The following is a 25,244-nucleotide window of genomic DNA, read 5'->3' as shown; positions in this document are numbered from 1 at the left end:
CAAAGACCTTGACGACGGGCGGGAGAAGCTCTCCCCTTGTACCCTACCGGCAGCATCCGTATTTAGGCGACAAACCGATTTGCAGGAGAAAAGCAATGCTCAAAGGACTCGGCGGTCTGGGCGATATGGCCAAGATGATGAAATCCGCACAGGATTTGCAGACCAAGATGACGGACATGCAGGAAGAGCTGAACAACCTGATGGTTGTAGGCGAATCCGGTGCAGGGCTGGTGAAGGCCACCGCCACAGCAAAAGGCGAGCTGAAGGGTCTGGACATCGATCCGTCGATTTTCAATGGCGACGATAAGGAAGTTGTCGAAGATCTGATTCTGGCCGCTATCAAGGACGCGCAGACCAAAGCGGCCGAACGCTCTCAGGCAGAGATGGCGAGGCTGACCGAAAGCATGGGTCTGCCCGCAGACATCAAGCTGCCGTTCTGATAGACACTCCTGACGACCCAAAGGCCGGGCACAACTGCCCGGCCCTTTTGCAGGAGCGCACGCCGTGATTTCGAACAGCGATATCGACAATCTGATCGATCTGATGGCCAAACTGCCGGGCCTCGGCCCCCGTTCGGCTCGCCGCGCGGTGCTGCACCTGATCCGAAAACGCACTCTGCTGCTGACGCCCCTGTCGGACGTAATGCAGCAGGTGGCCGCCACCGCCCGGGAATGCTTGAATTGCGGCAACGTGGGCACCACTGATATCTGCGACATCTGCGATAGCGAGAATCGCGCGACCGGAGAGTTGTGCGTGGTCGAAGACGTCGCCGACCTCTGGGCGATGGAACGCGCTGCAGTTTTCAAGGGTCGCTATCACGTTCTGGGCGGCACGCTGTCTGCTTTGGACGGCGTCGGCCCGGACGAACTGCGCATTCCCCGGCTCAAGGATCGCGTAATGGCCGAAGGGATTTCTGAGGTCATTCTGGCCCTGAACGCCACCGTCGATGGGCAAACCACCGCCCACTACATCGCGGATCAATTGGAGGGACAGGTCCGTCTGACTTCACTGGCGCAGGGTGTGCCGATTGGGGGCGAGTTGGACTATCTGGATGATGGGACGATTGCGGCGGCGTTGCGGGCAAGGAAAGAACTGTAGGTAACCAGGCTACGGTCAGAGCGCACAGAGGTTTAACCTGAGCAAAGCTACTTTTAGTGCAATTCCACCCGAGACAGATAGAAGTCTGCCCATTTGCGGTCTCTTCCGGACAAGTAACTAATACACCTTGCGCTGCCAATGCGCCGCAGCCTTTTGTTGCGCGAACCAATAATATACACATATTCAAAGCTGTTTAGGACGTTTCGAAAGGCCTGTTCGTCATGAGACGGCTTGTCTATCCTCCATCCTTCAAAACAAGCCAGATCAACGCGCTGCCAGAAGCTTTCGGGCAGTTCACTCATCAATGCCTCGTCCAGCCCCTGTGTGTCGGACTTCCAAATCAGGCGTCGATCACTGGCCTCGTCCCCCATGCATTTATCTAACAGCCCTTCAGTTATTCTTCTGATTTTGGCGACGATGACCTGATGCGCACGGCCGGCCACGGCGTCTCGATTGAAGGAAAAATTCCCACCATTCACGCTGTCTTTGTAAAATGCCAGTTCACCGTCTGATTGCCCCAAGCCAAAGTCGAAAACCGACACCATGGGCATCGCTTTGAGGTTGCGCTTCAGATGCTCCGTATTATCCCGGCTAGGTTCAAAACATGATGCTGAAATTACCTGAGGGTAGTTGATCAAGACCTGCCGGGAAAAAAGACCGACATTCGCACCGATATCGATTAGGTGATAGGGTCCAGTCGGACAGGCTTGCCCGATAAACCTGGTTTCGTTGAAGCTCCATTCTTCATGCTGGGCGACATGTGGAAATATCGAGCCATCGGTAAGAAGAGAAATCTCATTGCCCCCTTCGAATTCACCGCGCAGGGGGCTGTTTTCTGACAGTAAAAATTGAATTGAAACGCATCTCTTGCGCAACAGTTTGGTCATTTCACGATTCATGAAATCGGTCTCCCGTCAGACACAACTACAGCTTAGGTCGCCAAACTAGACAAAAAACCTGTACCACCAAGTGCACTCCGCTTGTCACACAAAACCTTTTGGTGTGATAAGATCTTGTAGGTATCTCAGACCTAATAACCTTCCTCACCGGGAATTGCCCTGTTTTGTCCGGAGCTTTCAATGACCCGTATTCTCGCCCTCACCTTCGCCGCCTTCACCGCGACCGCCGCATGGTCACAGCAACTCATCGACAAGGGATTTGTCGAAGGTTGGAACATCATGATGGACCCCGCGCTTGGCAACGGGTGCTTGATCCAGACGATCTATCAGGACCTCTCGGTCGTGCGGCTGGGCTATGACGCGCTGGACAATCGCGGGTATTTCGCCGTCTACAACAAGGCGTGGGGCGATATCAAACAGGGCGAGAGTTATCCGATCCGGTTCGATCTGGACGGCAAAAGCTATGACGCCACTGCCATCGGCTTCAATCAGCGCGACGTGCCGGGCGCAACCGTGTTTTTCACCGACCGCAGCTTCGTGAATGCGATTGCCCAGAACAAGACCATGACGGTCTATAACCCAGCGGGTGAGACGGTCATGGCGATTGATCTGAAAGGCACTGCCAAGGCGCTGGAATACGCCCGGGACTGCCAGAACAAGAAACTCTAACGAATCGGATCAAACAGGGCGTCTTTGGCCGTACAATCGCGGATCACGTCGCGACCGCAGGGTACGGGTTCAAGGTCGCGCGACAGGCACAGGCGGACCTCTTCGATATAGCCTTGCTTGCAGGTCACAGTGATCATGTCGCGCTCAAGGCCGGGGTCGGCTTTCAGAAATGCTTCTTCCACGACCGATGCAGGCAATTTGACCGAGGCGTCCAGCTTGCGGAATACCTGAGGACGCTCAACCGCCTCATACGCCTGCCGGGACAGCGCATAATAGTCGGACGCGCTGAGGCCCGAGCAGGTCCCGTGCTTTTTCCACTGATGCCACGCCAGACCGGAACTGCCCTGAATATCCGTCATTTTGCGTGACATAGCGCGCGATGGCGGTGCCTCGGGCGTGCGGCAGAAGGCGGGCCAGCCCTGATGGTACTGAGGCCACAGACCATGCAGGATCCAGCCATGGTCATGCCGGGTGTCGCATTGATCCGATCCGCGCGCATCGCCTTCGCGGGCGCACCAGTTTGGCGACCAGCTAAGCGACAAGACGTAGTAGTCAAACTCGCCCGCTTTTTCGCCATCGCCCAGCGCCGCCATTGCACCGAAAATCCACGAAACCAGCCCCAAAACAACCCAGCGCATTCGCCTCTTCCCTTCTTGCCTTGGCGCGACTATATACGGACCAAGTTCCCCGACAACGGAAACCTGCCCCAAAAAAGGGGCCGCCGAATTCCGGCGACGGGAAAGATGTATTTATAGGAGACGGGCTGATGGCAAAACCGCTTATGGCCAAGGCAACAGCCGTATGGCTGGTGGACAACACCACGATCAGCTTCAAGCAGATCGCGGATTTCGTAGGCATGCACGAGCTTGAGGTGCAGGGCATCGCAGACGGCGATGTGGCCGCTGGCGTGAAAGGCTTTGACCCCATCGCCAACAACCAGCTGACCCAGGACGAGATCGATACCGCGCAGAACAACCCGCTGCACAAACTGAAGCTCAAGTTCAACCCTGCCGCAAGCGGCGAAGAAAAGCGCCGCGGTCCGCGCTATACCCCGCTGTCCAAGCGTCAGGACCGTCCGAACTCGATCCTGTGGCTGGTCAAGTTCCACCCTGAACTCAGCGACGGTCAGATCGCCAAGCTGGTGGGCACCACCAAACCGACCATCCAGTCGATCCGTGAACGGACCCACTGGAACATTTCCAACATGCAGCCGATTGACCCCGTTGCCCTGGGCCTGTGCAAACAGTCCGAGTTGGACGCGATCGTGCAGAAGGCCGCAGCCAAGAAAGCTGCCGAAGGTGGCGTCATGAGCGATGACGAGCGCCGCAAACTGGTCTCGACCGAACAGTCGCTGGAAATGGACGCCGCGCCGAAGATTCCGACCGCCATCGAAGGTCTGGAAACCTTCTCTCTGTCGGATGATCCTGCGGAAGAAAAAGAAGAAGAACCGATCATCGATGCGGACAGCTTCTTCAACCTGCCCAAAGGCGGTGCTGACGACGACGAAGAAGACGATCCGCGCCCCTAAAGCACAGACAGCCCCGGCCTGAACGGACCGGGGCTTTTTTACGAGAAAACCATGCTGAACGTTCTTTCCAAACTATTTGGACCGCATCGCGCCGTTTCGATCTATGCCTTCCTGAAGACCTGGGGGTTGCCCGTGGCAGGCGGTGTTGGTCTTGTTGCCGTCGCTGCTGGTTTGCTGATCTTCAACGACAGCGGCGAGCACGAGCATGAGGCATTCATGACCGTCAACGTCTTGTCAGCGACACCCATCAACGGGGACCTCAAGAACGGCGTCATTGCTTCGGTCCGACTGCCAGACGGGTCTGCGACCTCGGTCACTTCGACCGACGCTCCGGTCTCACAAACCGTTGGCACCACGGCCTGCATCGAAAAACGAGTGTATGTTGATAGTGGTGAAGCGCGGTATCGGTTCAAACTGCCGCGCCACTGCGAAACCGGATAAAAAAAACCCGCCCGGCAAGTGCACCGGGCGGGTTTGATTTTAGATCATCTGGAACAGAATGCCAGCGGTGATGGCCCCAGTGATCCCCAGCCCAAGATAGGTCGCAAAGACCCGTGGTTTGACCAATGACCAGACCGCGGCCATTGCCGGGATCGAACTGACGGCACCCGCGACCATGAAGGACATCGCGGCCCCTGCGCTCATCCCTTGTTCCATCAGGCCAGCCAGCAGCGGCGGTGCGACGTAAGAGTTCAGGTAAGCGGGCATCCCGACCAACGCGGCAATGACAATGGGTACAACACCGTCACCGCCGACAACGCGCGCGATCAGATCGGCGGGCACATAGCTGACCAACAGCGCCTCGAGCACATAGGCCAGAGCCAACCATTTCAACAGAAACAGGCTGTTGTGAATGAACTCGGACCGGAAGCGCTGACGACGCTCGGGTACCTGCCAGAACTTCCAGACAGGTTTGTCCTCTGTTTTAGGTCCGCATCCGCAGCCAGCCGGTTTGTATTCGCGCAGAGGCTGGGCAAACGCACCACCTCGCATCAGGGCACGGACGGCAAAGCCTCCAAACAGACCCAATGCGACTGCTGCAATGGCCTTGCCGATTGCAAATGGCCAACCCAATGCGCCTGCCGTGATCAACAAGGTCGGTGGGTCAATCAGTGGTGAGCTGAGCCAGAACGCCATGACAGCCGACAATGGCGCACCAAGCGCCAGCAGACCAGCAATGAACGGAATGACTTCGCAAGAACAGAACGGTGCGAGGCCGCCGAAGACCGCGGCCAGAAAGATCATCCGCGTCTCGCGCCCCTCAAAGGCGCGCGCAACCATCACTTCGGCACCTGTCGCCTTGAGGTAAGACAGCAGCAAGACGGCGAACAGAATATACTGGCCGGTATGGGCAAGGGCTTTGCCCGCAAAAGTTACAACCTCTCCCCAATTGCCGGGGTCAAGGACAGCCACAAGCGCCAGAATGGCTACGATCACTGCCCATGGGGTTTTGATCAGATCAACGGCCACCTTTGCCGGTGCCTTTGGGTTTTGTGTCAGCTCAGCCATCGTTCGCAGCCTTTCCCACTTCGTCCGCGCAGCATTCGCTAAGTATGAACTGCGCGAGGCCTCTCAATTCTTCGTAGTTTGCGCGGTTGATGGTGGCGCGCCCGATTTTCTCTTGCTCGACAACACCGCCGGCCGCGAGGAACCGCAGGTGATGGGCCAATGTCGAAGGCGCAATGCCTGTGCGGTTCTGGATTTCCCCAACGGTCAACCCAGCCTCACCAGCCCGAACCAATGTCTTGAGAACCTTCAGTCGCGCTTCAGAGCCCATGGCCGAGAATCCTGCTGCAGCTGTTTCCCACATCTGATTTCTCCATTAAACTAGATTTCTAGTTATTTAGGTGAGTCGTTCTTTTTCGTCAAGCGCCTTGTTCACGAATTCTCGAGACGAGATTAAGTCCAGATTGCCCTCACCTTAAGTCCACCCTATAAGGCGCTATGGGAATATCGGTCGACACATTCTTTCTGGAATTGAACGGACAGGGCACACTGCAGGCGCAGATCCAACAGATGATTGCCGAAGGCATCTTGTCTGGCCGGTTTCACGTTGGGGAAAAGCTGCCCTCGTCTCGTAAACTGGCGGCGCATCTGGGTGTTAGCCGGATCACGGTGACACTGGCGTATACTGAACTACTGGCCAATGACTACCTGACTGCCAAAGGCCGGTCGGGGTATTTCGTGTCGCAAAACGCGCCCGTGCCACCCAAGTATTCGCCCGTGCAAAAACGCGATGAAAATGTCGACTGGGACACGGCCCTCGCACGCAGGTTCTCGGACGGGGACGTGCTGCCCAAGCCCAGTAATTGGCGCGATTACAAATACCCTTTCATCTATGGTCAGGCAGATCGGAAATTGTTCGACCACGCCAATTGGCGTCTCTGCGCGGTCCGTGCGTTGGGTCACAAGGATTTTGCCTCCCTGACCGGGGACTACATGGATCAGGATGATCCGCTGCTGATCGAATTCATCGCCCGTCACACGTTGCCGCGCCGTGGAATCGCCGCCCGCCCCGAAGAGATCTTGATCACTATGGGCGCGCAAAACGCCCTGTGGCTGGCCTCACGCATCCTGTTGAACCGCAACCGCACGGCCGTGATTGAAGACCCTTGCTATTATGCACTGCGGGATTTGCTAAATCACTCCGACTGCAAAGTTTCACCACTGGCTGTTGACCGTGACGGACTGACTCCGGATGCGTTGCCGGATGAAACGGATGTAATTTTCACCACCCCCAGCCACCAAAGCCCGACGACCGCAACCATGCCCGTCGATCGCCGCCACGAGTTGCTGAAACGCGCCCGCGAACTGGACGCCATGGTCGTCGAGGACGATTACGAGTTTGAAATGGCCTTTCTGGGATCTCCCTCCCCTGCCCTCAAGTCAATGGATCGCGACGGACGGGTGATCTATGTAGGCAGCTTCTCGAAATCGCTGTTTCCCGGATTGCGCCTTGGCTACATTGTCGGGTCCGAGCCCTTTATCCGCGAGGCTCGCGCCTTGCGTTCTTTGGTGCTGCGCCACCCGCCGGGCCATATCCAGCGTACTGCGGCCTATTTCCTGTCCCTGGGCCATTATGATGCTCAGATTCGGCGTATGTCGAAGACCCTTGCCCGGCGACGCGAAGCGTTGGACAGCGCGGTCGAACAGTACGGGCTTACCGTTGCCGGACGCGGAATCATGGGCGGGTCGTCGCTTTGGATGTCGGCCCCCGATCGTGTGGACACGACCAAACTTGCCAAAAAGCTGCAGAGCCAAGGGGTGCACATCGAACCAGGCGCCTCGTTCTTCAATGGGTTGCACCGACCGCGCAACTTCTATCGCCTTGGATACTCGTCCATTGGCCGGGACCGCATCGGGCCGGGCGTGAAACTGATCGCGGATGCCATCCGTTCCGCCTAGCACGACTCTGGACATATCCCGCCTAACGTTCTGGCCCTAACGCCGCTTCGCCCCTTGCGCCAAAACCGTATCAAAGGCGGGTGCTGTGCCCGAACCTTTCTTCAATTGTGCGGAGAACACTCAGATGAAAATGACCACTGAAGAGGCCTTTGTTAAGGTTCTGCAAATGCACGGTATCGAACATGCGTTCGGTATCATCGGCTCGGCGATGATGCCGATCTCGGATATCTTCCCGGCTGCAGGCATCAATTTCTGGGACTGCGCCCACGAAGGTTCCGGCGGCATGATGGCGGACGGCTACACCCGTGCCACCGGCAAGATGTCGATGATGATCGCGCAGAACGGCCCCGGCATCACCAACTTCGTCACCGCCGTCAAAACCGCATACTGGAACCACACCCCTGTTCTGCTGATCACTCCGCAGGCTGCCAACAAGACCATCGGTCAGGGTGGCTTCCAGGAAATGGAACAGATGCGCATGTTTGCGGACTGTGTTGCCTACCAGGAAGAACTGCGTGACCCCAGCCGTGTCGCCGAAGTTCTGAACCGCGTCATCCTGCAAGCCAAGCGTGCTTCAGCACCTGCTCAGATGAACATCCCGCGCGACATGTGGACTCAGGTCATCGACGTCGAACTGCCCAAGATCGTCGAATTCGCAGCGACCGCTGGTGGCAACGAAGCACTGGACGAAGCCGCAGCCCTGTTGTCCGACGCCAAATTCCCAGTCATCCTGAACGGTGCTGGCGTTGTTCTGTCCGGCGCGATCCCTGCGTCCGCCGATCTGGCCGAACGTCTGACCGCACCGGTCTGCGTTGGCTATCAGCACAACGACGCTTTCCCCGGCTCGCACCCGCTGTTTGCTGGCCCGTTGGGCTATAACGGCTCGAAAGCCGGTATGGAACTGATCGCCAAAGCGGACGTTGTTCTGGCTCTGGGCACTCGTCTGAACCCGTTCTCGACCTTGCCTGGCTACGGCATCAACTACTGGCCGACCGATGCCAAAATCATTCAGGTTGACCTGAACCCTGATCGTATCGGCCTGACCAAAGATGTGACCGTTGGCATCGTCGGCGACGCCAAGAAAGTGGCCGAAGGTCTGCTGGAACGTCTGGGCGACAACGCCGGTGAAGCAGGTCGCGAAGACCGCAAGAACCTGATCGCCACCACCAAATCGGCTTGGGCGCAAGAACTGAGCTCGCTGACCCACGAGAACGACGATCCGGGCACCACCTGGAACGAGCGTGCACGTGCCGCCAAGCCCGACTGGATGAGCCCCCGCATGGCATGGCGCGCAATTCAAGCGGCGCTGCCGACCGAGGCAATCATCTCGTCCGATATCGGCAACAACTGCGCCATCGGTAACGCGTATCCGTCCTTCGAAGAAGGCCGCAAGTACCTGGCACCTGGCCTGTTTGGCCCCTGTGGTTACGGCCTGCCTGCCGTTGTTGGCGCGAAAATTGGTTGCCCGGACGTTCCGGTTGTCGGTTTCTCTGGTGACGGCGCATTTGGTATCGCTGTGAACGAATTGACCGCGATTGGCCGCGAAGAATGGCCCGCCGTGACCCAGATCGTTTTCCGCAACTACCAGTGGGGCGCTGAAAAGCGTAACTCGACCCTGTGGTTCGACGACAACTTTGTTGGCACCGAACTGGACCAACAGGTCTCTTATGCCGGTATCGCAACCGCATGTGGTCTGAAAGGCGTCGTTGCACGCACTCAGGACGAGCTGACCGCGGCCCTGAACCAGGCGATCATCGACCAGAAAAATGGCATCACCACTCTGATCGAAGCCATGATCAACCAGGAACTGGGCGATCCTTTCCGTCGCGACGCCATGAAAAAGCCGGTCCGTGTTGCCGGTATCGACGCGGCTGACATGAATACGTCGGCCGGGGCATAATCGCGTGAAGCCATTGCGCACAATTCTCGGAGCTGCCAGCAGCTCCGACAAGATCATCGCCCTCGCTGAGGGCGATGATCCACGTGTTGTTGAAGGTGCTTTAAAGGCCCGCAAGGAAGGTGTCGCGCGCATCATTCTGGTTGGTGACAAAGCCAAAGTAACTGCACTGCTGGCCAAACAGGCTGGTCAGGATGTCGACGGCATCGAAATCCACGATCCATCGGACTCTCCCCATGCCGAAACGTTTGCAGCTGAGCTTTTCGAGCGGCGCAAGCACAAGGGCATGACGCCTGAAAAGGCCGCTGAAGAAATCAAACACCGCCTGAACTATGCCGCGATGCTGGTTCATACCGGTAATGCCGACGGAACCGTCGGCGGAGCTGTTGAGACCACGTCGGCCACAGTGCGCGCCGCTTTGCAGATCATCGGCAAAGCGCCCGACGCGGCCATGGTTTCCAGCTTTTTCCTGATGCTCTACTGCCGCGATCACCACACGGTCCGCGGAGCGCACATCTTTGCCGATTGCGGCCTGGTCGTTGATCCGAACGAACAGGAACTGGCCGAAATCGCCCGGGCATCTGCCGCGTCTTTCAAGGCACTGACGCATGGGACACCCCGCGTTGCGATGCTGTCCTTTTCCACCGGCGGCAGCGCCGATCATCCGAAAGTCACGAAGGTCAGTGAGGCCACGCAGATTGCAAAGTCGGCTGACCCCGATCTGTTGATCGACGGCGAGCTGCAATTTGACGCTGCGTTCGTACCCGAGGTGGCTGCAAAGAAAGCCAAGGATTCGCCCCTGCGCGGCGAGGCAAATGTCTTTGTGTTCCCGAACCTCGACGCAGGCAACCTTGGCTACAAGATCGCGCAGCGTATTGGGGGTGCCGAAGCAATCGGCCCGGTCCTTCAGGGACTGGCGAAACCGGCCAACGACCTTTCACGCGGATGCTCCGCTGAGGACGTTCTGCACATGATCGCGGTTACGGCCGTGCAAGCAGAAACATCCAAAACCCGGACAGACGCCTCGTAAATCCGGCTAAAGCGAAATACTGTTCCGATTGATCTCTGCTCATGAGAATAATCGGATCAAAAGCCACAGGGACCAGAAATGAACCAGCCAATCATTAATACCTCTCCCAAGGTCTCTGACGAGGTCAGAAAAACAACGTGCTACATGTGCGCCTGCCGCTGCGGCATCAACGTACACATGAAGGACGGCAAGGTTGCCTATATCGAAGGCAACCGCGATCACCCGGTTAACAAGGGCGTCCTGTGCGCCAAGGGCTCGGCAGGGATCATGCAGGTCAATGCACCCTCGCGACTGCGCGCGCCACTGAAACGTGTCGGTCCCCGTGGTTCGGGCAAGTTCGAAGAGATCAGTTGGGACGAGGCCCTGGACATCGCCGTTGGCTGGCTCAAGCCGATCCGCGAGGACAACCCCGAGAAGCTGGCCTTCTTCACTGGTCGGGACCAAAGCCAAAGCTTTACCAGCTTTTGGGCGCAAAATTTCGGCACCTGTAACTATGCAGCACACGGTGGCTTCTGTTCCGTCAACATGGCTGCGGGCGGCATCTATACGATGGGCGGCGCGTTCTGGGAATTCGGCCAACCTGACTGGGATCACACCAAACTGTTCATGCTGTTCGGTGTTGCCGAAGACCACGACAGCAACCCGATCAAGATGGGCATCGGCAAGATCAAAGCCCGTGGCGCACGGGTGATCGGCGTCAACCCGATCCGCTCAGGCTATAACGCGGTGGCTGATGATTGGGTCGGGATCACTCCTGGCACTGATGGGTTGTTCATCCTGTCGATGATCCACGTGCTGATGAAGGCCGGCAAGATTGATCTGGACTATCTCAGCCGTTACACCAACGCGCCGGTTCTGGTCGACGCATCCGAAGGCCCCACCAAGGGTCTGTTCCTGCGCGATGGGAATGGCAAGCCACTGGTTGTTGATCGCAACACGGGCGAACTGACGGCGTTTGACAAACCGGGCGTCCGCCCCGACCTGTCGGCAACCTTTGAGAAGGATGGCGTCACCCATCGCCCCGTGTTCCATCTGATGGCGGAACGCTACCTCAGCGACGAATACGCGCCCGAGAACATCGCCGAGCAGTGCGGCATCCCCGCCACCCGTATCCGCGCCATCGCGGGCGAGTTGGCCCGCGTTGCTTTTGACGAGGCGTTCGAGCTGGAGCGCGAATGGACCGATTTCCGCGGCGAAAAACACACCAAGATGATCGGCCGCCCGGTTGCCATGCACTCGATGCGCGGTGTCTCGGCTCATGCCAATGGCTTCCAGACTTGCCGCGCACTGCACGTGTTGCAGATTATCCTTGGCACAGTCGAAGTCCCCGGTGGCTTCCGCTTCAAACCGCCCTATCCCAAACCGGTCGAGGCGCACCCGAGACCGCACTGCAAGGTGACCCCGAATACGCCGCTCGACGGCCCGCATCTAGGCTTCGTTCAAGGGCCAGAGGATCTGGCGCTGAAGGCGGACGGTAGCCCGGCGCGGATCGACAAGGCATTTACGTGGGACAACCCGATGTCCAGCCACGGGCTGATGCATATGGTAATCTCGAACGCACATGCGGGCGATCCCTACAAGATCGACACGCTGTTCATGTACATGGCCAACATGTCCTGGAACTCATCCATGAACACCAAAGGTGTCATGGAAATGCTGACGGACAAGGATGAGAACGGCGATTATGTAATCCCTCATATCATCTACTCCGACGCCTATTCGTCGGAAATGGTGGCCTATGCCGACTTGATCCTGCCGGATACCACCTATCTGGAACGCCACGACTGTATCTCGCTGCTTGATCGCCCGATCTGCGAAGCAGACGCGGCAGCCGACGCAATCCGCTGGCCTGTGATTGAACCCGACCGGGACGTCAAAGGCTTTCAGTCAGCGCTGGTCGAACTGGCCAACCGCTTGGGCCTGCCGGGGTTCACCAATGAAGACGGCAGCGCCAAATGGCAGGACTACTCCGACTACATTGTCAACCACGAGCGCAAGCCCGGCATCGGCCCGCTTGCCGGTTTCCGTGGTGAAAACGGCGATAAGGAAGGCCGCGGCGAGGTCAACCCTGACCAGTTGAACCGCTATATTGAAAACGGCGGCTTCTACGTGGCCCACATCCCCGAAGGCGCGGATTACTACAAACCATGGAACGCAGCCTATCAGGATTGGGCTGTCGGCATGGGCATCTATGACAGCCCGCAGCCATACCTGTTTCAGCTCTATTCCGAGCCGATGCGCAAGTTCCAGCTTGCCGCCGAAGGCCATGGCGAACGTCAGCCCCCGCAACACCTGCGGGAACGCATCAAAGAGACATTGGACCCGATGCCCATCTGGTACGAAACAGACCAGACCGGCAGCGAAGGCTTCACCGTCAACGCGCTGACCCAGCGCCCCATGGCGATGTATCACAGCTGGGGCACCCAGAACGCATGGCTGCGCCAGTTGCACGGCCGCAACCCACTTTATGTTCCGACCAAGCTGATGCGCGAGAATGGCCTGAGCGACGGTGATTGGGCCAAGGTGACCTCGCCGCATGGCGAGATCACAGTGCCGGTCATGGAAATGGCGGCCCTGAACGAGAACACCGTCTGGACCTGGAACGCCATTGGCAAACGCAAAGGCGCATGGGCGCTGCAAGACGACGCGCCCGAGGCCACCAAGGGCTTCCTGCTGAACCACCTGATCCACGAACTGCTGCCGCCCAAGGGCGATGGTCTGCGGTGGGCCAACTCTGACCCCATCACCGGTCAGGCCGCATGGTTCGACCTGAAAGTGAAGATCGAAAAAGCTGACCCACCAACGGATGCGGAAAGCCAACCGGAATTCCCACCGATTGAATCTCCGGTCGGAACTGGACCGAAGGATTTGGCATGGAAGGTAGGCAAATGACCCGATCCCTGCGTCATCTGGCCAAAAATATCGCGGGGTCTGGGGCAGCGCCCCAGTCCGCCCTCACCAAAAAAGCGGAGGCAAGGTAGTCATGACCCAGCTCCCCACATCCACCGACCGCAAGATGGGTCTGGTCATCGACCTGGACACCTGCGTTGGCTGCCACGCCTGCGTCATCTCATGCAAAGGCTGGAACACGGAAAACTACGGCGCGCCGCTATCCGATCAGGACGCTTATGGTGCCAACCCATCCGGCACATTCCTGAACCGGGTGCATTCCTATGAGGTGCAACCGGCGGAAGGTCACGCCCAGCTGATCCACTTCCCCAAATCCTGCCTGCACTGCGAGGACGCGCCTTGCGTCACCGTTTGCCCCACAGGGGCCAGCTACAAGCGGGTCGAGGACGGCATCGTTCTGGTCAATGAAAGCGACTGCATCGGCTGCGGCCTGTGCGCGTGGTCCTGCCCCTACGGCGCACGTGAACTGGATCAGGCCGAAGGGGTGATGAAGAAATGCACCCTCTGCGTTGACCGTATCTACAACGAAAACCTGCCGGAAGAAGACCGTGTTCCGTCATGCGTTCGCACCTGTCCCGCAGGCGCGCGCCACTTCGGTGATCTGGGCGATGCGGACAGCGATGTCAGCAAACTGGTCGCCGAACGCGGTGGCATGGACCTGATGCCCGAAATGGGCACCAAACCCGTCAACAAATACCTGCCGCCACGGCCAAAGGACAACGTCGAAGATCAGATCGACATCCTGGCCCCGTTGCTGGCCCCGGTCGCTGAAGAGCCCAAAGGGTTCCTTAGTTGGCTGGACAAGACCTTGGAGAAGCTCTGATGCATCCAGCACCTTCCGTCATCATTTTCACCACCCTGTCGGGTCTTGGCTTTGGACTGTTGTTCTTTTTGAGCCTCGGTCTGCCAGACGTCTCTGGCTGGGTCGCTTTTGTCTTTTTCGCCATCGCCTACGCCCTGTCCGTTGGCGGCCTGATGGCGTCCACCTTTCACCTTGGCCACCCCGAGCGGGCCTGGAAAGCGTTTACACAATGGAAGACCAGCTGGCTCAGTCGCGAAGGCTGGTGCGCGGTCATCGCTCTGATCGTCATGGGGCTTTATGCGATTGGCGTGATCTTCCTGGGCCAACGCTGGAGCCTTCTTGGCTGGATCGGTGCGCTGTTCTCGCTACTGACCGTGTTCACCACGTCGATGATCTACACGCAGCTCAAAACTATTCCCAGATGGAATATGAACCTGACTCCGGCCATGTTCCTCAGCTTCAGCCTTGCAGGCGGTGCCCTGCTGGCCGGGCAGGTCCGGGTAGCGCTGCCGCTGCTGCTGATCGCGGCGCTGGTGCAGATATTGTATTGGAAAAAGGGCGACACAGCGCTGGAGGAGTCCGGCACGGACCTGGGCACGGCAACCGGATTGGGCGATCGCGGCACCGTGCGTGCATTCGAGCCGCCTCATACCGGCACCAACTATTTGCTGCGTGAATTCGTTCACGTCGTTGGCCGTAAGCATGCTGAAAAGCTGCGCATCATCTCGTTTGTGTTGGCGTTTGTCCTGCCGGTTATCCTGCTGCTACTGCCGTTCGGCCACTTCTTTGCACTGCTGGCCGTGGCGTCGCACCTTGCCGGCGTTGCCACATCGCGCTGGCTTTTCTTTGCGCAGGCCGAGCATGTCGTTGGACTGTATTACGGAAAACGATAGGTGCTCTGCCCCCGTCGCGGCAAGCCGCGACGCCCCCGGGATATTTTGGGCCAGATGAAGTCTGGAACCGGAACAAAAAAAGGCGGCGCTCGAGGTTCGAGGCCGCCTGTTTTTCTTTTTTGAATTCGCCTTAGATAAGGCCGGCGTGTTGGAGCGCCGCGTCAATCGCGGATTTGGTGCTGCTTTCCAGCCCGGACAGGGGCGAGCGGACTTCTTCGCTGCACAGACCCAATTTGCTGAGCGCGTATTTGGCACCCACGAGGCCGGGCTCGATAAAGATCGCTTCGTGCAGGGGCATCAGGCGGTCCTGATACTCTAACGCCTTGGCGTAATCGCCGTTCAGCGTCGCCTGCTGGAATTCGGCGCACAGTTTGGGTGCGACGTTCGCGGTGACCGAAATACAGCCAACGCCACCATGCGCATTGAAACCAAGCGCTGTCGCGTCCTCGCCGGACAGCTGGCAAAAGTTCGGGCCGCAGGAAGCGCGCTGTTGGCTGACGCGGGCCAGATCTCCGGTTGCGTCCTTCACACCGACGATGCGCGGCAGTTTCGCCAACTCACCCATGGTTTCAGGGGTCATGTCGATTATAGACCGACCGGGAATGTTGTAGATGATGATCGGAATATCCGCGCAATCATGCAGCGCGCGGAAATGCATCAGCAGACCCTTTTGCGTGGGCTTGTTGTAATAAGGCGTCACGACCAGAGCTGCAGCGGCACCTACTTTCTGCGCGAATCGCACAAACCGGATGGCCTCAACAGTGTTGTTTGACCCAGCACCTGCGATCACAGGAACACGACCAGCCGAGGCTTTGACAACCTCGTCGACAACAGTTTCATGCTCTTCGTGGCTCAGCGTGGGGCTTTCGCCGGTGGTGCCAACGGGAACCAACCCGGTGGAGCCTTCCTGAATCTGCCATTCCACCAAGTGTTTGAGCGTCTTCAGGTCCAACTCGCCGTTGCTAAACGGTGTGACGAGGGCTGGCATAGAGCCTTTGAACATGACACGCTCCTTAGGTGCAGTTTGTAATTTTTACGCCTCGGTTTGCCAGAAATCTGTCTTTCTTGAGTTGAACCCGACGGCGCAAGCTTTATCCTGAATGGCTGTATCCTTGGTTGGTTGGGAAATGCAAGGGATGACACGCTTTCTGGCGTTTTTGACGGTCGTAATTCTGATTTCGGGCACACAAGTGCGGGCCGACGCCGCAGGTGATCTGCGGGCCGGTATGAATGAAATGCGCAAGGGGGACTGGAATGAAGCCCTGCGTGTTTCTGGTGCGCGGGGCTCAGTGTCTCGGGACATCATCGTCTGGCACTGGCTGCGCGAAGGGTTTGGCAGTTCGGGTGACGTTCTGGTGTTTTTGGATCGTCGTCCAGACTGGCCTGGTCTGGCTTGGTTGCGGCGCAAAAGTGAGCCCGCCTTCACTGGCGCCGACCCGGACCGCGTTCTTAAATTCTATGCCGAACAGCCGCCGCAAACCGCAGAGGGTGCATTGAACTATGCAGTCGCATTGAAGGCAAAGGGGCGTCAGGGAGATGCTGAAGCCGATATCGTCGCGGCCTGGCGGACGATGCCAATGGGCTCGGGTCTGCAAAAAGATTATCTTGAGAATTTTGGCAAGCTGCTGAAACCCCATCACGCCGCCCGTCTGGACCGGATGCTATGGGACAACCACCTTGTCAGCGCAAGTCAGATGCTACCGCTGGTCAGCGCTGATCAGCGTAAACTGGCTGAGGCGCGGATCGGCCTTCAGAAACGGCAACCCGGCGTCGACGGCAAGGTGGCGGCAGTTCCGAAATCGCTGAGTGATTCTCCGGGCCTGGCTTTTGACAGGTTCGTCTGGCGTGACAAGAAAGAGTTGGACGACAGCGCGATTGACTTGATGCTGGCGCGTTCTTCCGGCCCTGATGCGTTGGGAGAACCTGACAAATGGGCCGAAGGCCGCCGCCGGTTGGCCCGACTTGAGATGCGGAATGGGGACCAGAACCGCGCTTACCAGATTGCTGCCAATCACCACATGACGCCGGAAATGGGCTATGGCTATGCGGATCTGGAGTGGCTTTCCGGGTTTCTGGCCTTGCGGAAGCTGAATGATCCTGCGACCGCGATCCGGCATTTCCAGAACTTCTCGGACGCGGTGAAATCGCCGATTTCGAAAGGACGCGCCGGGTATTGGTTGGGTCGTGCCTATGCGGCCCATGGTGACGCCGAAAAAGCCTATGACGCCTATGCGATGGGTGCAGATTATCAATCCTCTTTCTACGGTTTGCTGGCGGCGGAGCAGATCGGGCGTCCTTTCGATAGTGAACTGGCCACCCCCCGCCGAGCGCCACACTGGAAGCAAGCTGAGTTCTCCAATTCAAGTGTGCTGGAGGCGGGGCTACTGCTGCTGAAGGCTGACGAAGACACCCTGTCTGAACGGTTCCTGACCCATCTGGTTGAAGGGTTGGACCCGGTTCAGGCCAATCAGTTGGGCGATTTGGTGATCGAGTTAAAGCAGCCGCATCTGGCCGTGATGATCGCCAAACGCGCTGCAACAGTCGGCCTGGTTTTGCCAGCCGCCTATTACCCGGTGCATCCGGTGGCCGACATGGGTTTGCCCATGGCCAAGGAAATGACGCTGGCCATTGCCCGTCGGGAAAGCGAGTTTGACCCCGTTGTGATCAGTGGAGCCGGCGCGCGCGGGCTGATGCAGGTCATGCCGGCCACGGCAAAGCTTGTTGCCAAGGAATTGGGTATCCTAAGCGGCCACAAGACGATCAAGCTGACTTCGGATTGGCAATATAATGCCAAGCTGGGTGCCAATTACCTGTCCGGTCTGGCCGCTGATTTTAACGGAAACGTCGTGATGATGGCGGCCGGGTATAACGCAGGTCCGCGTCGGCCGATGTCGTGGATGGATCGCTATGGCGACCCGCGCGCAGGTGAAATCGACGTGGTCGACTGGATTGAGGCGATCCCGTTCAGCGAGACACGCAACTACGTGATGCGTGTTTCGGAAAGCCTACCGGTCTATCGCGCCCGTCTTGGCCAACCTGCCTTGCCGATCCCGTTCTCGCAGGAACTGGTCGGGTCAACGCTGGCGTCTTTCGCGCCATAGGGTGAACAGCCCGGCCGCGACAACCAGCGCTGCGCCTATGACCACTTCGGGGCGCAGCGTTTCACCAAAGACCGAGATTCCCAGGATCGCGCTCCAGACCAGGTGGAAATAGGCGAAGGGTTGCACCGCGCTGGCCTCGGCCATCTCATAGCATTTGATCAGCAACCAGTGTCCCAGAACGCCGCTCACGCATAGCAGCGCCATCCAGGCCCAATCCGTCTGGGCCATCGGCTCCCAGAACCACATTCCCACTAGCGTCATGGCGACGGCACCACTGACGCCTGTCCAGAAAAAGCTGGTGGCGGAATTGTCCCGGCGGGACACGTAACGGGTTAACAGACCATAGACTGCAAACATGAATGCCGAGATCAGCGGTACAATGGCCCAAGGGTTAAAGACACCCACGCCGGGCTGGAGGATGATCAGAACACCGATGCACCCAACGCCGATTGCGGCCCAGCGTCGCCAGCCGACCTGTTCGCCCAATACCGGCCCGCTAAGCGCGGCGATCAACAACGGGTAGCAGATGAAGACAGCCATCGTGTCGATCAGGCCCAGCACAGTGAAACTGAACACCGCGACGCAGATCTCGGCCGCCAACAGCAGGCCACGAAATATCTGCAGCTTGAGCTGGCTCGTCTGGGTGGTGGCCTTCAATCCGCTGGGCGCACGTGCGGCCAAAGCGATGACAAAGGCGGCGAAGAACCAATAGCGGATCATCACGACCATATATGTGTTGTATGTTCCCGCTAGATGGCGCGAAATACCGTCCTGCAGTGCAAAGACGATGGTCGCCCCGACCATCAACGCAATCCCGGCGCGCGTATTGTTCTGCTGCGTCATGATTTGACCGCCCGGGTCATGTGGCGCTTGCGGCCATAACCGGGTGTGCGCGTAACAGTGAAACCGGCATCCTCAAGCCCCCGTCGCACGAACCCAGCGGCGGTATACGTCGCCGCCGTCCCACCAGTGGCCGTGTGGTCGGCGACCTGCTGCATCAGGTCTGCACCCCATAATTCGGGGTTTTTAGCCGGAGAGAACCCATCCAAAAACCACGCATCGGCGGCACCTTCCCACGTTTGTAGGGTTTGACGCGCATCGCCTTCAACAACCTCAAGCCGCAGGGTGGCCAAATCACATGTGCCGCCCTCCCATTGCGCAAGGAACCGTTCAGACCAAGGCGCAAGTTCAGGAAAGGCCGCCAGCGCTCGGTACATGTCCGCGGGCGCCATCGGATAGGCCTCAAAGCTGGTAAAGGACAGGGGCGTGGTCTGGCCGGAATTCTCCCACTCTGACCAGACAGTCAGCATGTTCAAGCCGGTTCCAAAGCCCAATTCAACAATGTGGAAGCCAGGTGCGAACCGCGCAGGCAGCTCATTGCCCGCCAGAAACACATGCCGCGTCTCTTCCAGCCCGTTCTGCAACGAGTAATACGGATCGTCGAAACGATCCGAGACCGGGATGTGATCCTCAGTCCATGTCAGTTCGGCGCGCTGGTCTGCCATCGGGGAATCCTGTAGCTAAGCGGCGCGACACTGAACAAGGTAAAGGGGAATGGCAATGGTCGATGTGACGGTGCGCGGTGCAGGGATTTTCGGCCTGTCAATTGCCTGGACCTGCGCACGGCGAGGCGCAAAGGTGCAGATCGTCGACCCTTTTGGTCCCGGAGCCGGATCCAGCCATGGCCTGGTTGGCGCACTGGCACCGCATGTGCCCGAAAACTGGAATGCCAAGAAGGCGTTTCAGTTCGACAGCCTGATCATGGCCGAACCATTCTGGAAACAAGTCGAGGCCACAGGCGGCGTCTCACCCGGATATGCGCGGCTGGGACGGCTGCAACCCATCGCCGACACCCGCACACTGGATCTTGCCCATGCGCGCGCGGAAACGGCGGCCGAGCTGTGGCAGGGTCGGGCTGAATGGCGGGTCGTCGAAACTGCAGCAGTCGGCGCATGGTGCCCGCCCAGCCCCACAGGGTTTGTTATCCATGATACACTTAGCGCACGCATGCATCCCCGCCGGGCCTGTGCGGCGTTGGTTGCGGCATTGACTGTGATGGGCGTCGAGGTCGTAGCCGACGCACCGGACCGCGGGCAGGTTGTCCATGCCACCGGCCTTGCCGGCCTGCAGGAACTGACCAAGGCGGTTGGCAAAACAGTTGGCAACGGCGTCAAGGGTCAAGCCGCATTGCTGCGGTTTGATGCGGGTAAGGTTCCACAGCTGTTTGCGGACGCGATCCATTTCATACCCCATGCGGACGGGACATTGGCGATTGGATCGACCTCTGAGCGTGACTATGACGACCCGACCAGCACGGATGCAGCTCTGGATGACGTTCTGGACCGGGCGATGCGGGCCATTCCCGTCCTGCACGGCGCAGAGGTCATCGAACGATGGGCGGGTGTACGGCCGCGCAGCAAAAGCCGCGCACCGATGCTGGGCGCGCACCCGGTACACAAGGGTCAATTCATTGCCAATGGTGGTTTCAAGATCGGCTTTGGCATGGCCCCGAAAGTAGCTGAGGTCATGGCGGATCTGGTTCTTGAGAACCGGGACGCGATCCCGAGTGATTTCAGACCCGAAGCATCACTCTGATCGCGGGACAAACTCGGAGGACATGCATTGCCGCCCATCTGGTCCGCGCACCCACATCCCTTGGCCATTCCGGCACAAGGTCGCCGTCTCAGAGTGCATTAGCGGCGATGACGCGCGAAATGAGAACTGAGCCAAGGGACCTGCCAGATCCTTGGCAAACAGCATCAATAATTGTGCCAGCAAAGGGCCATGAACGACCAGACCGTCATAGCCTTCGACATCCCGCGCGTAGTCCAGATCGTAATGGATACGGTGCCCATTGAAGGTCAGCGCCGAGTATCGGAACAGCAATGTGCTGTCGAAGGTGACGTCTCGCCTGTAGGTTTCATCGGTACGGGCCACGGGTGCCTTGGGCTTGATGTCAGTATCCGAAGGGTCAGGCCGATAGACCAGATCCTGCCATTCGCTCAGACACAATTGACCGTCCTGAGAAATCTCGTGTCGCAGGGTAACAAACCCCAGCGGTCCCGTCCGTCCGGTTTTTGTCGCCGCACTTTCAAGAACAGACCGGCGCACGGCTTTTGAGCCCGCGACCAGCGGCGCGTGAAACTGCAACCGTCCCCCGGCCCACATCCGACGTTGCAAGCCCATATCGGGGATCAGACCGCCCCCAACCTTTGGATGCCCGTCCCGCCCCAAACTGGCAGGCAACTGAGGGGACCAGAAATACAGCTGGTGAAAGAACGGCGGCAGGTGATCGCCCGCATCGAATTTCTTATGGGAACCAAGCGCAGCCAGCAGCGCGGAGGCGCGGGCCGGGTCCATCACATCTGTCTTTATATCCTCAGTCATGATGAGAGGTTATGTAGACGGATCTGCCCCGGCAAGCGGCGTCTTGATCTCAGAACCCGGCCTCCGCCCGCAGTTTCTGCATGAGTGTCCGCAGAGAACTTTCGTAACGGTCGCTCAACAATTTCCCCTGCTCATCAAACTCGTTCGAGCTGCTGGCCAGATGAATTTCTGGCCCCTGCAGGATACGAGGCTGGAACGGAACCATATAGCCGCGCAGAACCATCTGCGCCCGCTCGCCACCTGCGCGTCCTGCGGCAGCTGACATCACGGCAACCGGTTTGTCGGCCCAGGGGCGGCCATCGGTTCGACTGACCCAGTCCAAAGCGTTTTTCAGAACACCCGACGGGCCTTTGTTATATTCCGGGGTCGAAATGATCACTGCATCAGCCTGCGCGATCTGATCGGACAAAGTTTGCACTGCGGCAGGAATGCCCTCGCCATCCTCAAGATCACCATCATAAAGCGGCAGGTTCAGATCGGCTTCGATATGTGTCCCCGGCTCGAACAGCCGGGCCGCTTCGCGCAGCAATTTGCGGTTGGTCGCGCTTTGGCGCAATGAGCCGGACAGGCTCAGAAGTATGGGGTCAGACATTGGGAAACTCCGGTTCGGGTGTTTCCCAATAGCTAGCGTAACTTTCGCGCGCACCAAAGACCGGATGACGCGCAGTCAATGTGCGAAAAATGGGCACCCGAAAGTGCCCATTTCATTATGTGTTTCCGTTCGGAATGATCTCGATGTCGACCCGGCGGTTCTGGGCCTTCCCCTCGGGCGTCAGGTTAGAGGCAATCGGGCGGTTTTCGCCCTGGCCGATGGTTGAGATGCGTGCACCACTTACGCCATTGGCTTGAAGAATATCGGCGACAGACCGCGCGCGGCGTTCAGACAGACCCTGATTATATGCGGCGTCGCCGTCGCTGTCGGTATTGCCGATGACCTGCACGTTCGAGTTGGGGTAATTCACCAGATTCTGCCCCACCCGGACCAGATCGGCCCGCAGTGCCGGGCGCACGGTCGCGCTGTCGGTGTCAAAGGTGATATCATTCGGGACGGTCACAATCAGTCGGTCGCCAGCGTTGGTAACGATGATGCCCTGATTGGCCAGTTGCTGACGCAGTTCTGCTGCTTGTTTGTCCAGTTGATTGCCGATCAGGCCACCCCCTGCCGCACCGATCGCACCGCCTGCCACCGCGCCCAAAAGCGGATCAGATCCATTGGCAATCGCGCCGACACCCGCGCCGATCAGACCGCCGAGGAGTGCACCCTGCTTGGCGTTCTGGTTCGGGTCCGAGGGCAGGTTCAATGTGCCGGGGTCCGTACAGGCCCCCAAAAACATGGCCGAACACAGCCCTGCGGCAAGAACACTCTTGGAAATCGTCATGAAATCACCTTCTGCTCTGGGGCCCGTTCACCGAACCCGCTTTGTTTGGCGCAGTATATCGCGTTACCTTATCTTAGGCTCAAGCAACAATCGGGTGAAGTCGGCAAATTACCGCCGTTCAACAGGATCCAATTGTTTCTGGTCTTGCCAGATCGCTCGCAGAGGCTCCCCCTGCCCGCAGAAATGATCGTCTGTCACGTCGCAGGCCCAGATGCGATCCGTACGAAAATGGCGAAACCCATTCCTCAGCTCGCACCACGCCGCCAACATCGTGCATTCGATGTGGTAGATCAGGGCGACGGGTCTGACGACCCGCTCGGTTCGCTCACCTTCGGCGTTCACATAGGTGATGCGAATTTTGCGTTCAGAGCGGATGGCCTCGCGATAGTTTACGACAGGCACGCACCCCTTGGCCGGATCGTCCATCGGCGCACCCCATGGGGCGACTTGCAGCCAATCCGCAGGCGCGCGCAAAGCGTCGATCTTGCGGCAAACACGGTCCGCAGCTTGTTGCAGGGTGCTATCCCCGGTGCGCGCCAGCATCGACAACCCGACCCACAGCGCCTCGACCTCTTCAGCGTCGAAATTCAAGGGTGGCAGGTCATATCCCCGCCGCATCAAGTATCCCACGCCGGCTTCACCCTCGATCGGGGTTCGCTGTGCCTGCAAAGCGGCGATATCGCGATAGACGGTACGCGCTGACACTTCCAGCTTTTCTGCCAGTGCCTCCGCCGTCACAGGCATTTCGGCCGAACGCAGGATCTGGATGATTTCAAAAAGGCGGGTTGAGCGGCGCATAAGGTTCTCCGGACGGTCTGCTGACATCCTAGCACACCCCACTGACAGGGTGGTGTCAGGAGTGATCTGCGATCTTTGGAAAACAAACCAAAGGAGGTCGACCATGCCATACCTCGACAATCACGTGATGATGACATTGAAACTGGACCGCTGGGCGCAGGATCACACTTTGCGCGCGTTCGAGATCGAACGTGAAATTATGACTGCCCGTCAGCCCTGCGCACCGCGCAAACGGACCAAACGGTTCTCGCTAGGCAACCTCAAGATGCTGTGGACAAGCACGGCCTGAGGTCAGAAATCAGCCGGGGCGCGGAATTTCATCGAAACTCCGCCCTCCGGGCTTTTCAGGCGCAGTTCCTCAGAATGCAGCATCAGACGCGGGAAATCGCGCGCTTCGCCCTCGGCGTAGAATGGATCGCCCAGAATCGGGTGGCCCAGCGCCAGCATATGCACGCGCAGCTGATGCGACCGGCCCGTTTTTGGGAACAATCGGACGCGCGTTGTCTCACCTTCGAATTTCACAAACCGCCAGTCAGTGACGGCGGGTTTGCCAGTCTCGTGACATACCATCTGGCGCGGGCGGTTGGGCCAATCCACGATCAACGGCAGATCGACGGTTCCTGACTTTTGCTCGATGCGCCCCCAAACGCGCGCAACATAGGTTTTTCGGGTCTGGCGCTTTTCAAACTGCATGCTCAGATGCCGCTGTGCGTGCGGTGACTGGGCAAACACCATGACACCCGAGGTATCCCGATCCAACCGATGCACCAGCAAAGCCTGAGGAAACGCCGCCTGCACGCGGGTCAACAGGCAATCGGCCAGATGCGCGCCACGCCCCGGCACAGACAACAACCCCGAGGGCTTATTCACCACGATCAGCTGTGCATCCTCATGCAGCACATCCAACGGCGTATTCGGGGGATCATAGGTCTCGCTCATGCGCGCCTGCCTATCGCACGGCGTAGGTTCCCGCAACGTCGGGCTTGCCTGAACGGATCGGTTCAGCAACTCTCAGACCCAAAGCGGAGGAGAACCCATGCACCCCACAATCGAGCGCATGCAAGACGTTGTCGCCAAGGGCGATGAAACCCTGATCCACGAATTGCTGGCCGAAGACGTACGGTTTTCCCCGCCGACTTACTACAGCACCTGGACCGGACGCGAACCGGTGGCGGCTGTTCTGGGTCACGTGGGACAGGTGTTTTCCGACTTCCGCTATCGCCGAATTATGGGTGAAGGCAAGGATTGGGCGCTGGAGTTTCAATGCAAGGTCGGGGATCTGGACGCGGTCGGCGTCGATCTGATCACGTTGAACGATGAGGGTTTGATCCAAAACTTCGAAGTGGTCATGCGTCCCTACAAAACCATTGGCGCCCTGCGCGAGGCGATGATGGCTCGGGTTATGACGGACGCCCGCTTCCTCGAATACAAAAACGCGCTCAGCTAAC

At 58.6% G+C, this 25,244-nt stretch carries 27 protein-coding genes; 15 read left to right on the top strand and 12 right to left on the bottom strand.

Features of this window, described 5'->3' with window-relative positions; genetic code table 11:
- The first annotated feature begins 95 nt into the window (after positions 1-95).
- Both DK510_RS02155 and recR read left to right on the top strand, forming a co-directional pair.
- On the top strand, positions 96-440 hold the full coding sequence (locus DK510_RS02155; protein WP_108861168.1) for a YbaB/EbfC family nucleoid-associated protein: 345 nt from the start codon (positions 96-98) through the stop codon (positions 438-440).
- Positions 441-504: 64 nt separating this feature from the next.
- On the top strand, positions 505-1,098 hold the full coding sequence (recR, locus tag DK510_RS02150; protein ID WP_109310710.1) for a recombination mediator RecR: 594 nt from the start codon (positions 505-507) through the stop codon (positions 1,096-1,098).
- Positions 1,099-1,151: 53 nt separating this feature from the next.
- Here recR and DK510_RS02145 read toward each other — a convergent pair whose 3' ends face one another.
- On the bottom strand, positions 1,152-1,997 hold the full coding sequence (locus tag DK510_RS02145; protein WP_109310709.1) for an FkbM family methyltransferase: 846 nt from the start codon (positions 1,995-1,997) through the stop codon (positions 1,152-1,154).
- A gap of 180 nt (positions 1,998-2,177) precedes the next feature.
- Between DK510_RS02145 and DK510_RS02140 the strand changes: the two genes are divergently transcribed.
- The gene (locus DK510_RS02140; RefSeq protein ID WP_109310708.1) at positions 2,178-2,666 is read left to right on the top strand and encodes a hypothetical protein; all 489 of its coding nucleotides are present in this window, start codon (positions 2,178-2,180) and stop codon (positions 2,664-2,666) included.
- On the opposite strand, the gene DK510_RS02135 is transcribed toward DK510_RS02140, so the two are convergent.
- Positions 2,663-3,304, bottom strand: a complete 642-nt coding sequence (locus DK510_RS02135; RefSeq protein WP_109310707.1) for a ribonuclease T2 — start codon at positions 3,302-3,304, stop codon at positions 2,663-2,665. The genes DK510_RS02140 and DK510_RS02135 overlap by 4 nt on opposite strands.
- Before the next feature lie 128 nt (positions 3,305-3,432).
- On the opposite strand from DK510_RS02135, the gene DK510_RS02130 reads away from it, so the two are divergent.
- Together DK510_RS02130 and DK510_RS02125 are read left to right on the top strand one after the other, a co-directional pair.
- Entirely contained in the window at positions 3,433-4,194 is a 762-nt protein-coding gene (locus DK510_RS02130; RefSeq protein ID WP_109310706.1) for a DUF1013 domain-containing protein, read from the top strand.
- A gap of 51 nt (positions 4,195-4,245) precedes the next feature.
- On the top strand, positions 4,246-4,635 hold the full coding sequence (locus DK510_RS02125) for a hypothetical protein (RefSeq protein ID WP_109310705.1): 390 nt from the start codon (positions 4,246-4,248) through the stop codon (positions 4,633-4,635).
- 39 nt (positions 4,636-4,674) lie between these two features.
- Here DK510_RS02125 and DK510_RS02120 read toward each other — a convergent pair whose 3' ends face one another.
- Together DK510_RS02120 and DK510_RS02115 are read right to left on the bottom strand one after the other, a co-directional pair.
- Positions 4,675-5,703, bottom strand: coding sequence for a permease (locus tag DK510_RS02120; RefSeq protein WP_109310704.1), 1,029 nt, complete (start codon positions 5,701-5,703; stop codon positions 4,675-4,677).
- Positions 5,696-6,004: a helix-turn-helix transcriptional regulator gene (locus tag DK510_RS02115; protein WP_058272522.1), complete on the bottom strand. Its 309-nt coding sequence runs from the start codon at positions 6,002-6,004 to the stop codon at positions 5,696-5,698. Before DK510_RS02115 ends, DK510_RS02120 begins: the two co-directional genes overlap by 8 nt.
- A gap of 134 nt (positions 6,005-6,138) precedes the next feature.
- Between DK510_RS02115 and DK510_RS02110 the strand changes: the two genes are divergently transcribed.
- The 6 genes from DK510_RS02110 (at position 6,139) to DK510_RS02085 (ending at position 15,131) form a co-directional block, all read left to right on the top strand.
- Positions 6,139-7,599, top strand: a complete 1,461-nt coding sequence (locus DK510_RS02110) for a PLP-dependent aminotransferase family protein (RefSeq protein ID WP_108861159.1) — start codon at positions 6,139-6,141, stop codon at positions 7,597-7,599.
- Between the two features lie 124 nt (positions 7,600-7,723).
- Entirely contained in the window at positions 7,724-9,499 is a 1,776-nt protein-coding gene (gene xsc, locus DK510_RS02105) for a sulfoacetaldehyde acetyltransferase (RefSeq protein ID WP_058272524.1), read from the top strand.
- A 4-nt stretch (positions 9,500-9,503) separates the two neighbouring features.
- The gene (pta, locus tag DK510_RS02100; RefSeq protein WP_109310703.1) at positions 9,504-10,526 is read left to right on the top strand and encodes a phosphate acetyltransferase; all 1,023 of its coding nucleotides are present in this window, start codon (positions 9,504-9,506) and stop codon (positions 10,524-10,526) included.
- Between the two features lie 78 nt (positions 10,527-10,604).
- Positions 10,605-13,418, top strand: coding sequence for a molybdopterin oxidoreductase family protein (locus DK510_RS02095; RefSeq protein ID WP_109310702.1), 2,814 nt, complete (start codon positions 10,605-10,607; stop codon positions 13,416-13,418).
- 91 nt (positions 13,419-13,509) lie between these two features.
- Positions 13,510-14,259 carry a 4Fe-4S dicluster domain-containing protein gene (locus DK510_RS02090; RefSeq protein ID WP_109310701.1) on the top strand — a complete coding sequence of 250 codons (750 nt, stop codon included), beginning with the start codon at positions 13,510-13,512 and terminating at the stop codon, positions 14,257-14,259.
- Complete coding sequence (locus tag DK510_RS02085) at positions 14,259-15,131, top strand: DmsC/YnfH family molybdoenzyme membrane anchor subunit (RefSeq protein WP_109310700.1); 873 nt, start codon at positions 14,259-14,261, stop codon at positions 15,129-15,131. The genes DK510_RS02090 and DK510_RS02085 overlap by 1 nt, the downstream gene beginning before the upstream one ends.
- A gap of 130 nt (positions 15,132-15,261) precedes the next feature.
- Here DK510_RS02085 and dapA read toward each other — a convergent pair whose 3' ends face one another.
- Entirely contained in the window at positions 15,262-16,134 is an 873-nt protein-coding gene (dapA, locus tag DK510_RS02080; protein ID WP_109310699.1) for a 4-hydroxy-tetrahydrodipicolinate synthase, read from the bottom strand.
- Positions 16,135-16,267: 133 nt separating this feature from the next.
- On the opposite strand from dapA, the gene DK510_RS02075 reads away from it, so the two are divergent.
- Entirely contained in the window at positions 16,268-18,232 is a 1,965-nt protein-coding gene (locus DK510_RS02075) for a lytic transglycosylase domain-containing protein (RefSeq protein ID WP_109310749.1), read from the top strand.
- On the opposite strand, the gene DK510_RS02070 is transcribed toward DK510_RS02075, so the two are convergent.
- Both DK510_RS02070 and mnmD read right to left on the bottom strand, forming a co-directional pair.
- Positions 18,206-19,075 carry a DMT family transporter gene (locus DK510_RS02070; RefSeq protein WP_109310698.1) on the bottom strand — a complete coding sequence of 290 codons (870 nt, stop codon included), beginning with the start codon at positions 19,073-19,075 and terminating at the stop codon, positions 18,206-18,208. The genes DK510_RS02075 and DK510_RS02070 overlap by 27 nt on opposite strands.
- Entirely contained in the window at positions 19,072-19,737 is a 666-nt protein-coding gene (mnmD, locus tag DK510_RS02065) for a tRNA (5-methylaminomethyl-2-thiouridine)(34)-methyltransferase MnmD (protein WP_109310697.1), read from the bottom strand. Before mnmD ends, DK510_RS02070 begins: the two co-directional genes overlap by 4 nt.
- Before the next feature lie 49 nt (positions 19,738-19,786).
- Between mnmD and DK510_RS02060 the strand changes: the two genes are divergently transcribed.
- Positions 19,787-20,827 carry an FAD-binding oxidoreductase gene (locus DK510_RS02060; protein WP_200833190.1) on the top strand — a complete coding sequence of 347 codons (1,041 nt, stop codon included), beginning with the start codon at positions 19,787-19,789 and terminating at the stop codon, positions 20,825-20,827.
- Here the strand turns inward: DK510_RS02060 and DK510_RS02055 are convergent.
- The 4 genes from DK510_RS02055 to DK510_RS02040 form a co-directional block, all read right to left on the bottom strand.
- Positions 20,819-21,619: a MaoC family dehydratase N-terminal domain-containing protein gene (locus DK510_RS02055; RefSeq protein ID WP_109310696.1), complete on the bottom strand. Its 801-nt coding sequence runs from the start codon at positions 21,617-21,619 to the stop codon at positions 20,819-20,821. The genes DK510_RS02060 and DK510_RS02055 overlap by 9 nt on opposite strands.
- Before the next feature lie 49 nt (positions 21,620-21,668).
- Positions 21,669-22,211 carry an NADPH-dependent FMN reductase gene (locus DK510_RS02050; protein ID WP_108861149.1) on the bottom strand — a complete coding sequence of 181 codons (543 nt, stop codon included), beginning with the start codon at positions 22,209-22,211 and terminating at the stop codon, positions 21,669-21,671.
- 115 nt (positions 22,212-22,326) lie between these two features.
- Complete coding sequence (locus DK510_RS02045) at positions 22,327-22,998, bottom strand: OmpA family protein (protein ID WP_058272535.1); 672 nt, start codon at positions 22,996-22,998, stop codon at positions 22,327-22,329.
- A gap of 108 nt (positions 22,999-23,106) precedes the next feature.
- Positions 23,107-23,796, bottom strand: a complete 690-nt coding sequence (locus DK510_RS02040) for a YafY family protein (protein WP_109310695.1) — start codon at positions 23,794-23,796, stop codon at positions 23,107-23,109.
- Positions 23,797-23,899: 103 nt separating this feature from the next.
- On the opposite strand from DK510_RS02040, the gene DK510_RS02035 reads away from it, so the two are divergent.
- Complete coding sequence (locus tag DK510_RS02035; protein WP_109310694.1) at positions 23,900-24,085, top strand: hypothetical protein; 186 nt, start codon at positions 23,900-23,902, stop codon at positions 24,083-24,085.
- Positions 24,086-24,087: 2 nt separating this feature from the next.
- Here the strand turns inward: DK510_RS02035 and DK510_RS02030 are convergent, their stop codons facing one another.
- Complete coding sequence (locus tag DK510_RS02030) at positions 24,088-24,735, bottom strand: RluA family pseudouridine synthase (protein ID WP_109310693.1); 648 nt, start codon at positions 24,733-24,735, stop codon at positions 24,088-24,090.
- Between the two features lie 97 nt (positions 24,736-24,832).
- Here DK510_RS02030 and DK510_RS02025 point away from each other — a divergent pair, with 97 nt between their 5' ends.
- On the top strand, positions 24,833-25,243 hold the full coding sequence (locus DK510_RS02025) for a nuclear transport factor 2 family protein (RefSeq protein WP_108861144.1): 411 nt from the start codon (positions 24,833-24,835) through the stop codon (positions 25,241-25,243).
- Position 25,244 lies beyond the last annotated feature (1 nt).

Origin of the sequence: Ruegeria sp. AU67, assembly GCF_900312795.1 — a bacterium.
GTDB classification, from domain to species: Bacteria; Pseudomonadota; Alphaproteobacteria; order Rhodobacterales; family Rhodobacteraceae; genus Ruegeria; species Ruegeria atlantica.
The sequence above is the reverse complement of the archived record's forward strand: the minus strand, read 5'-3'. Positions and strand labels throughout refer to the sequence as shown.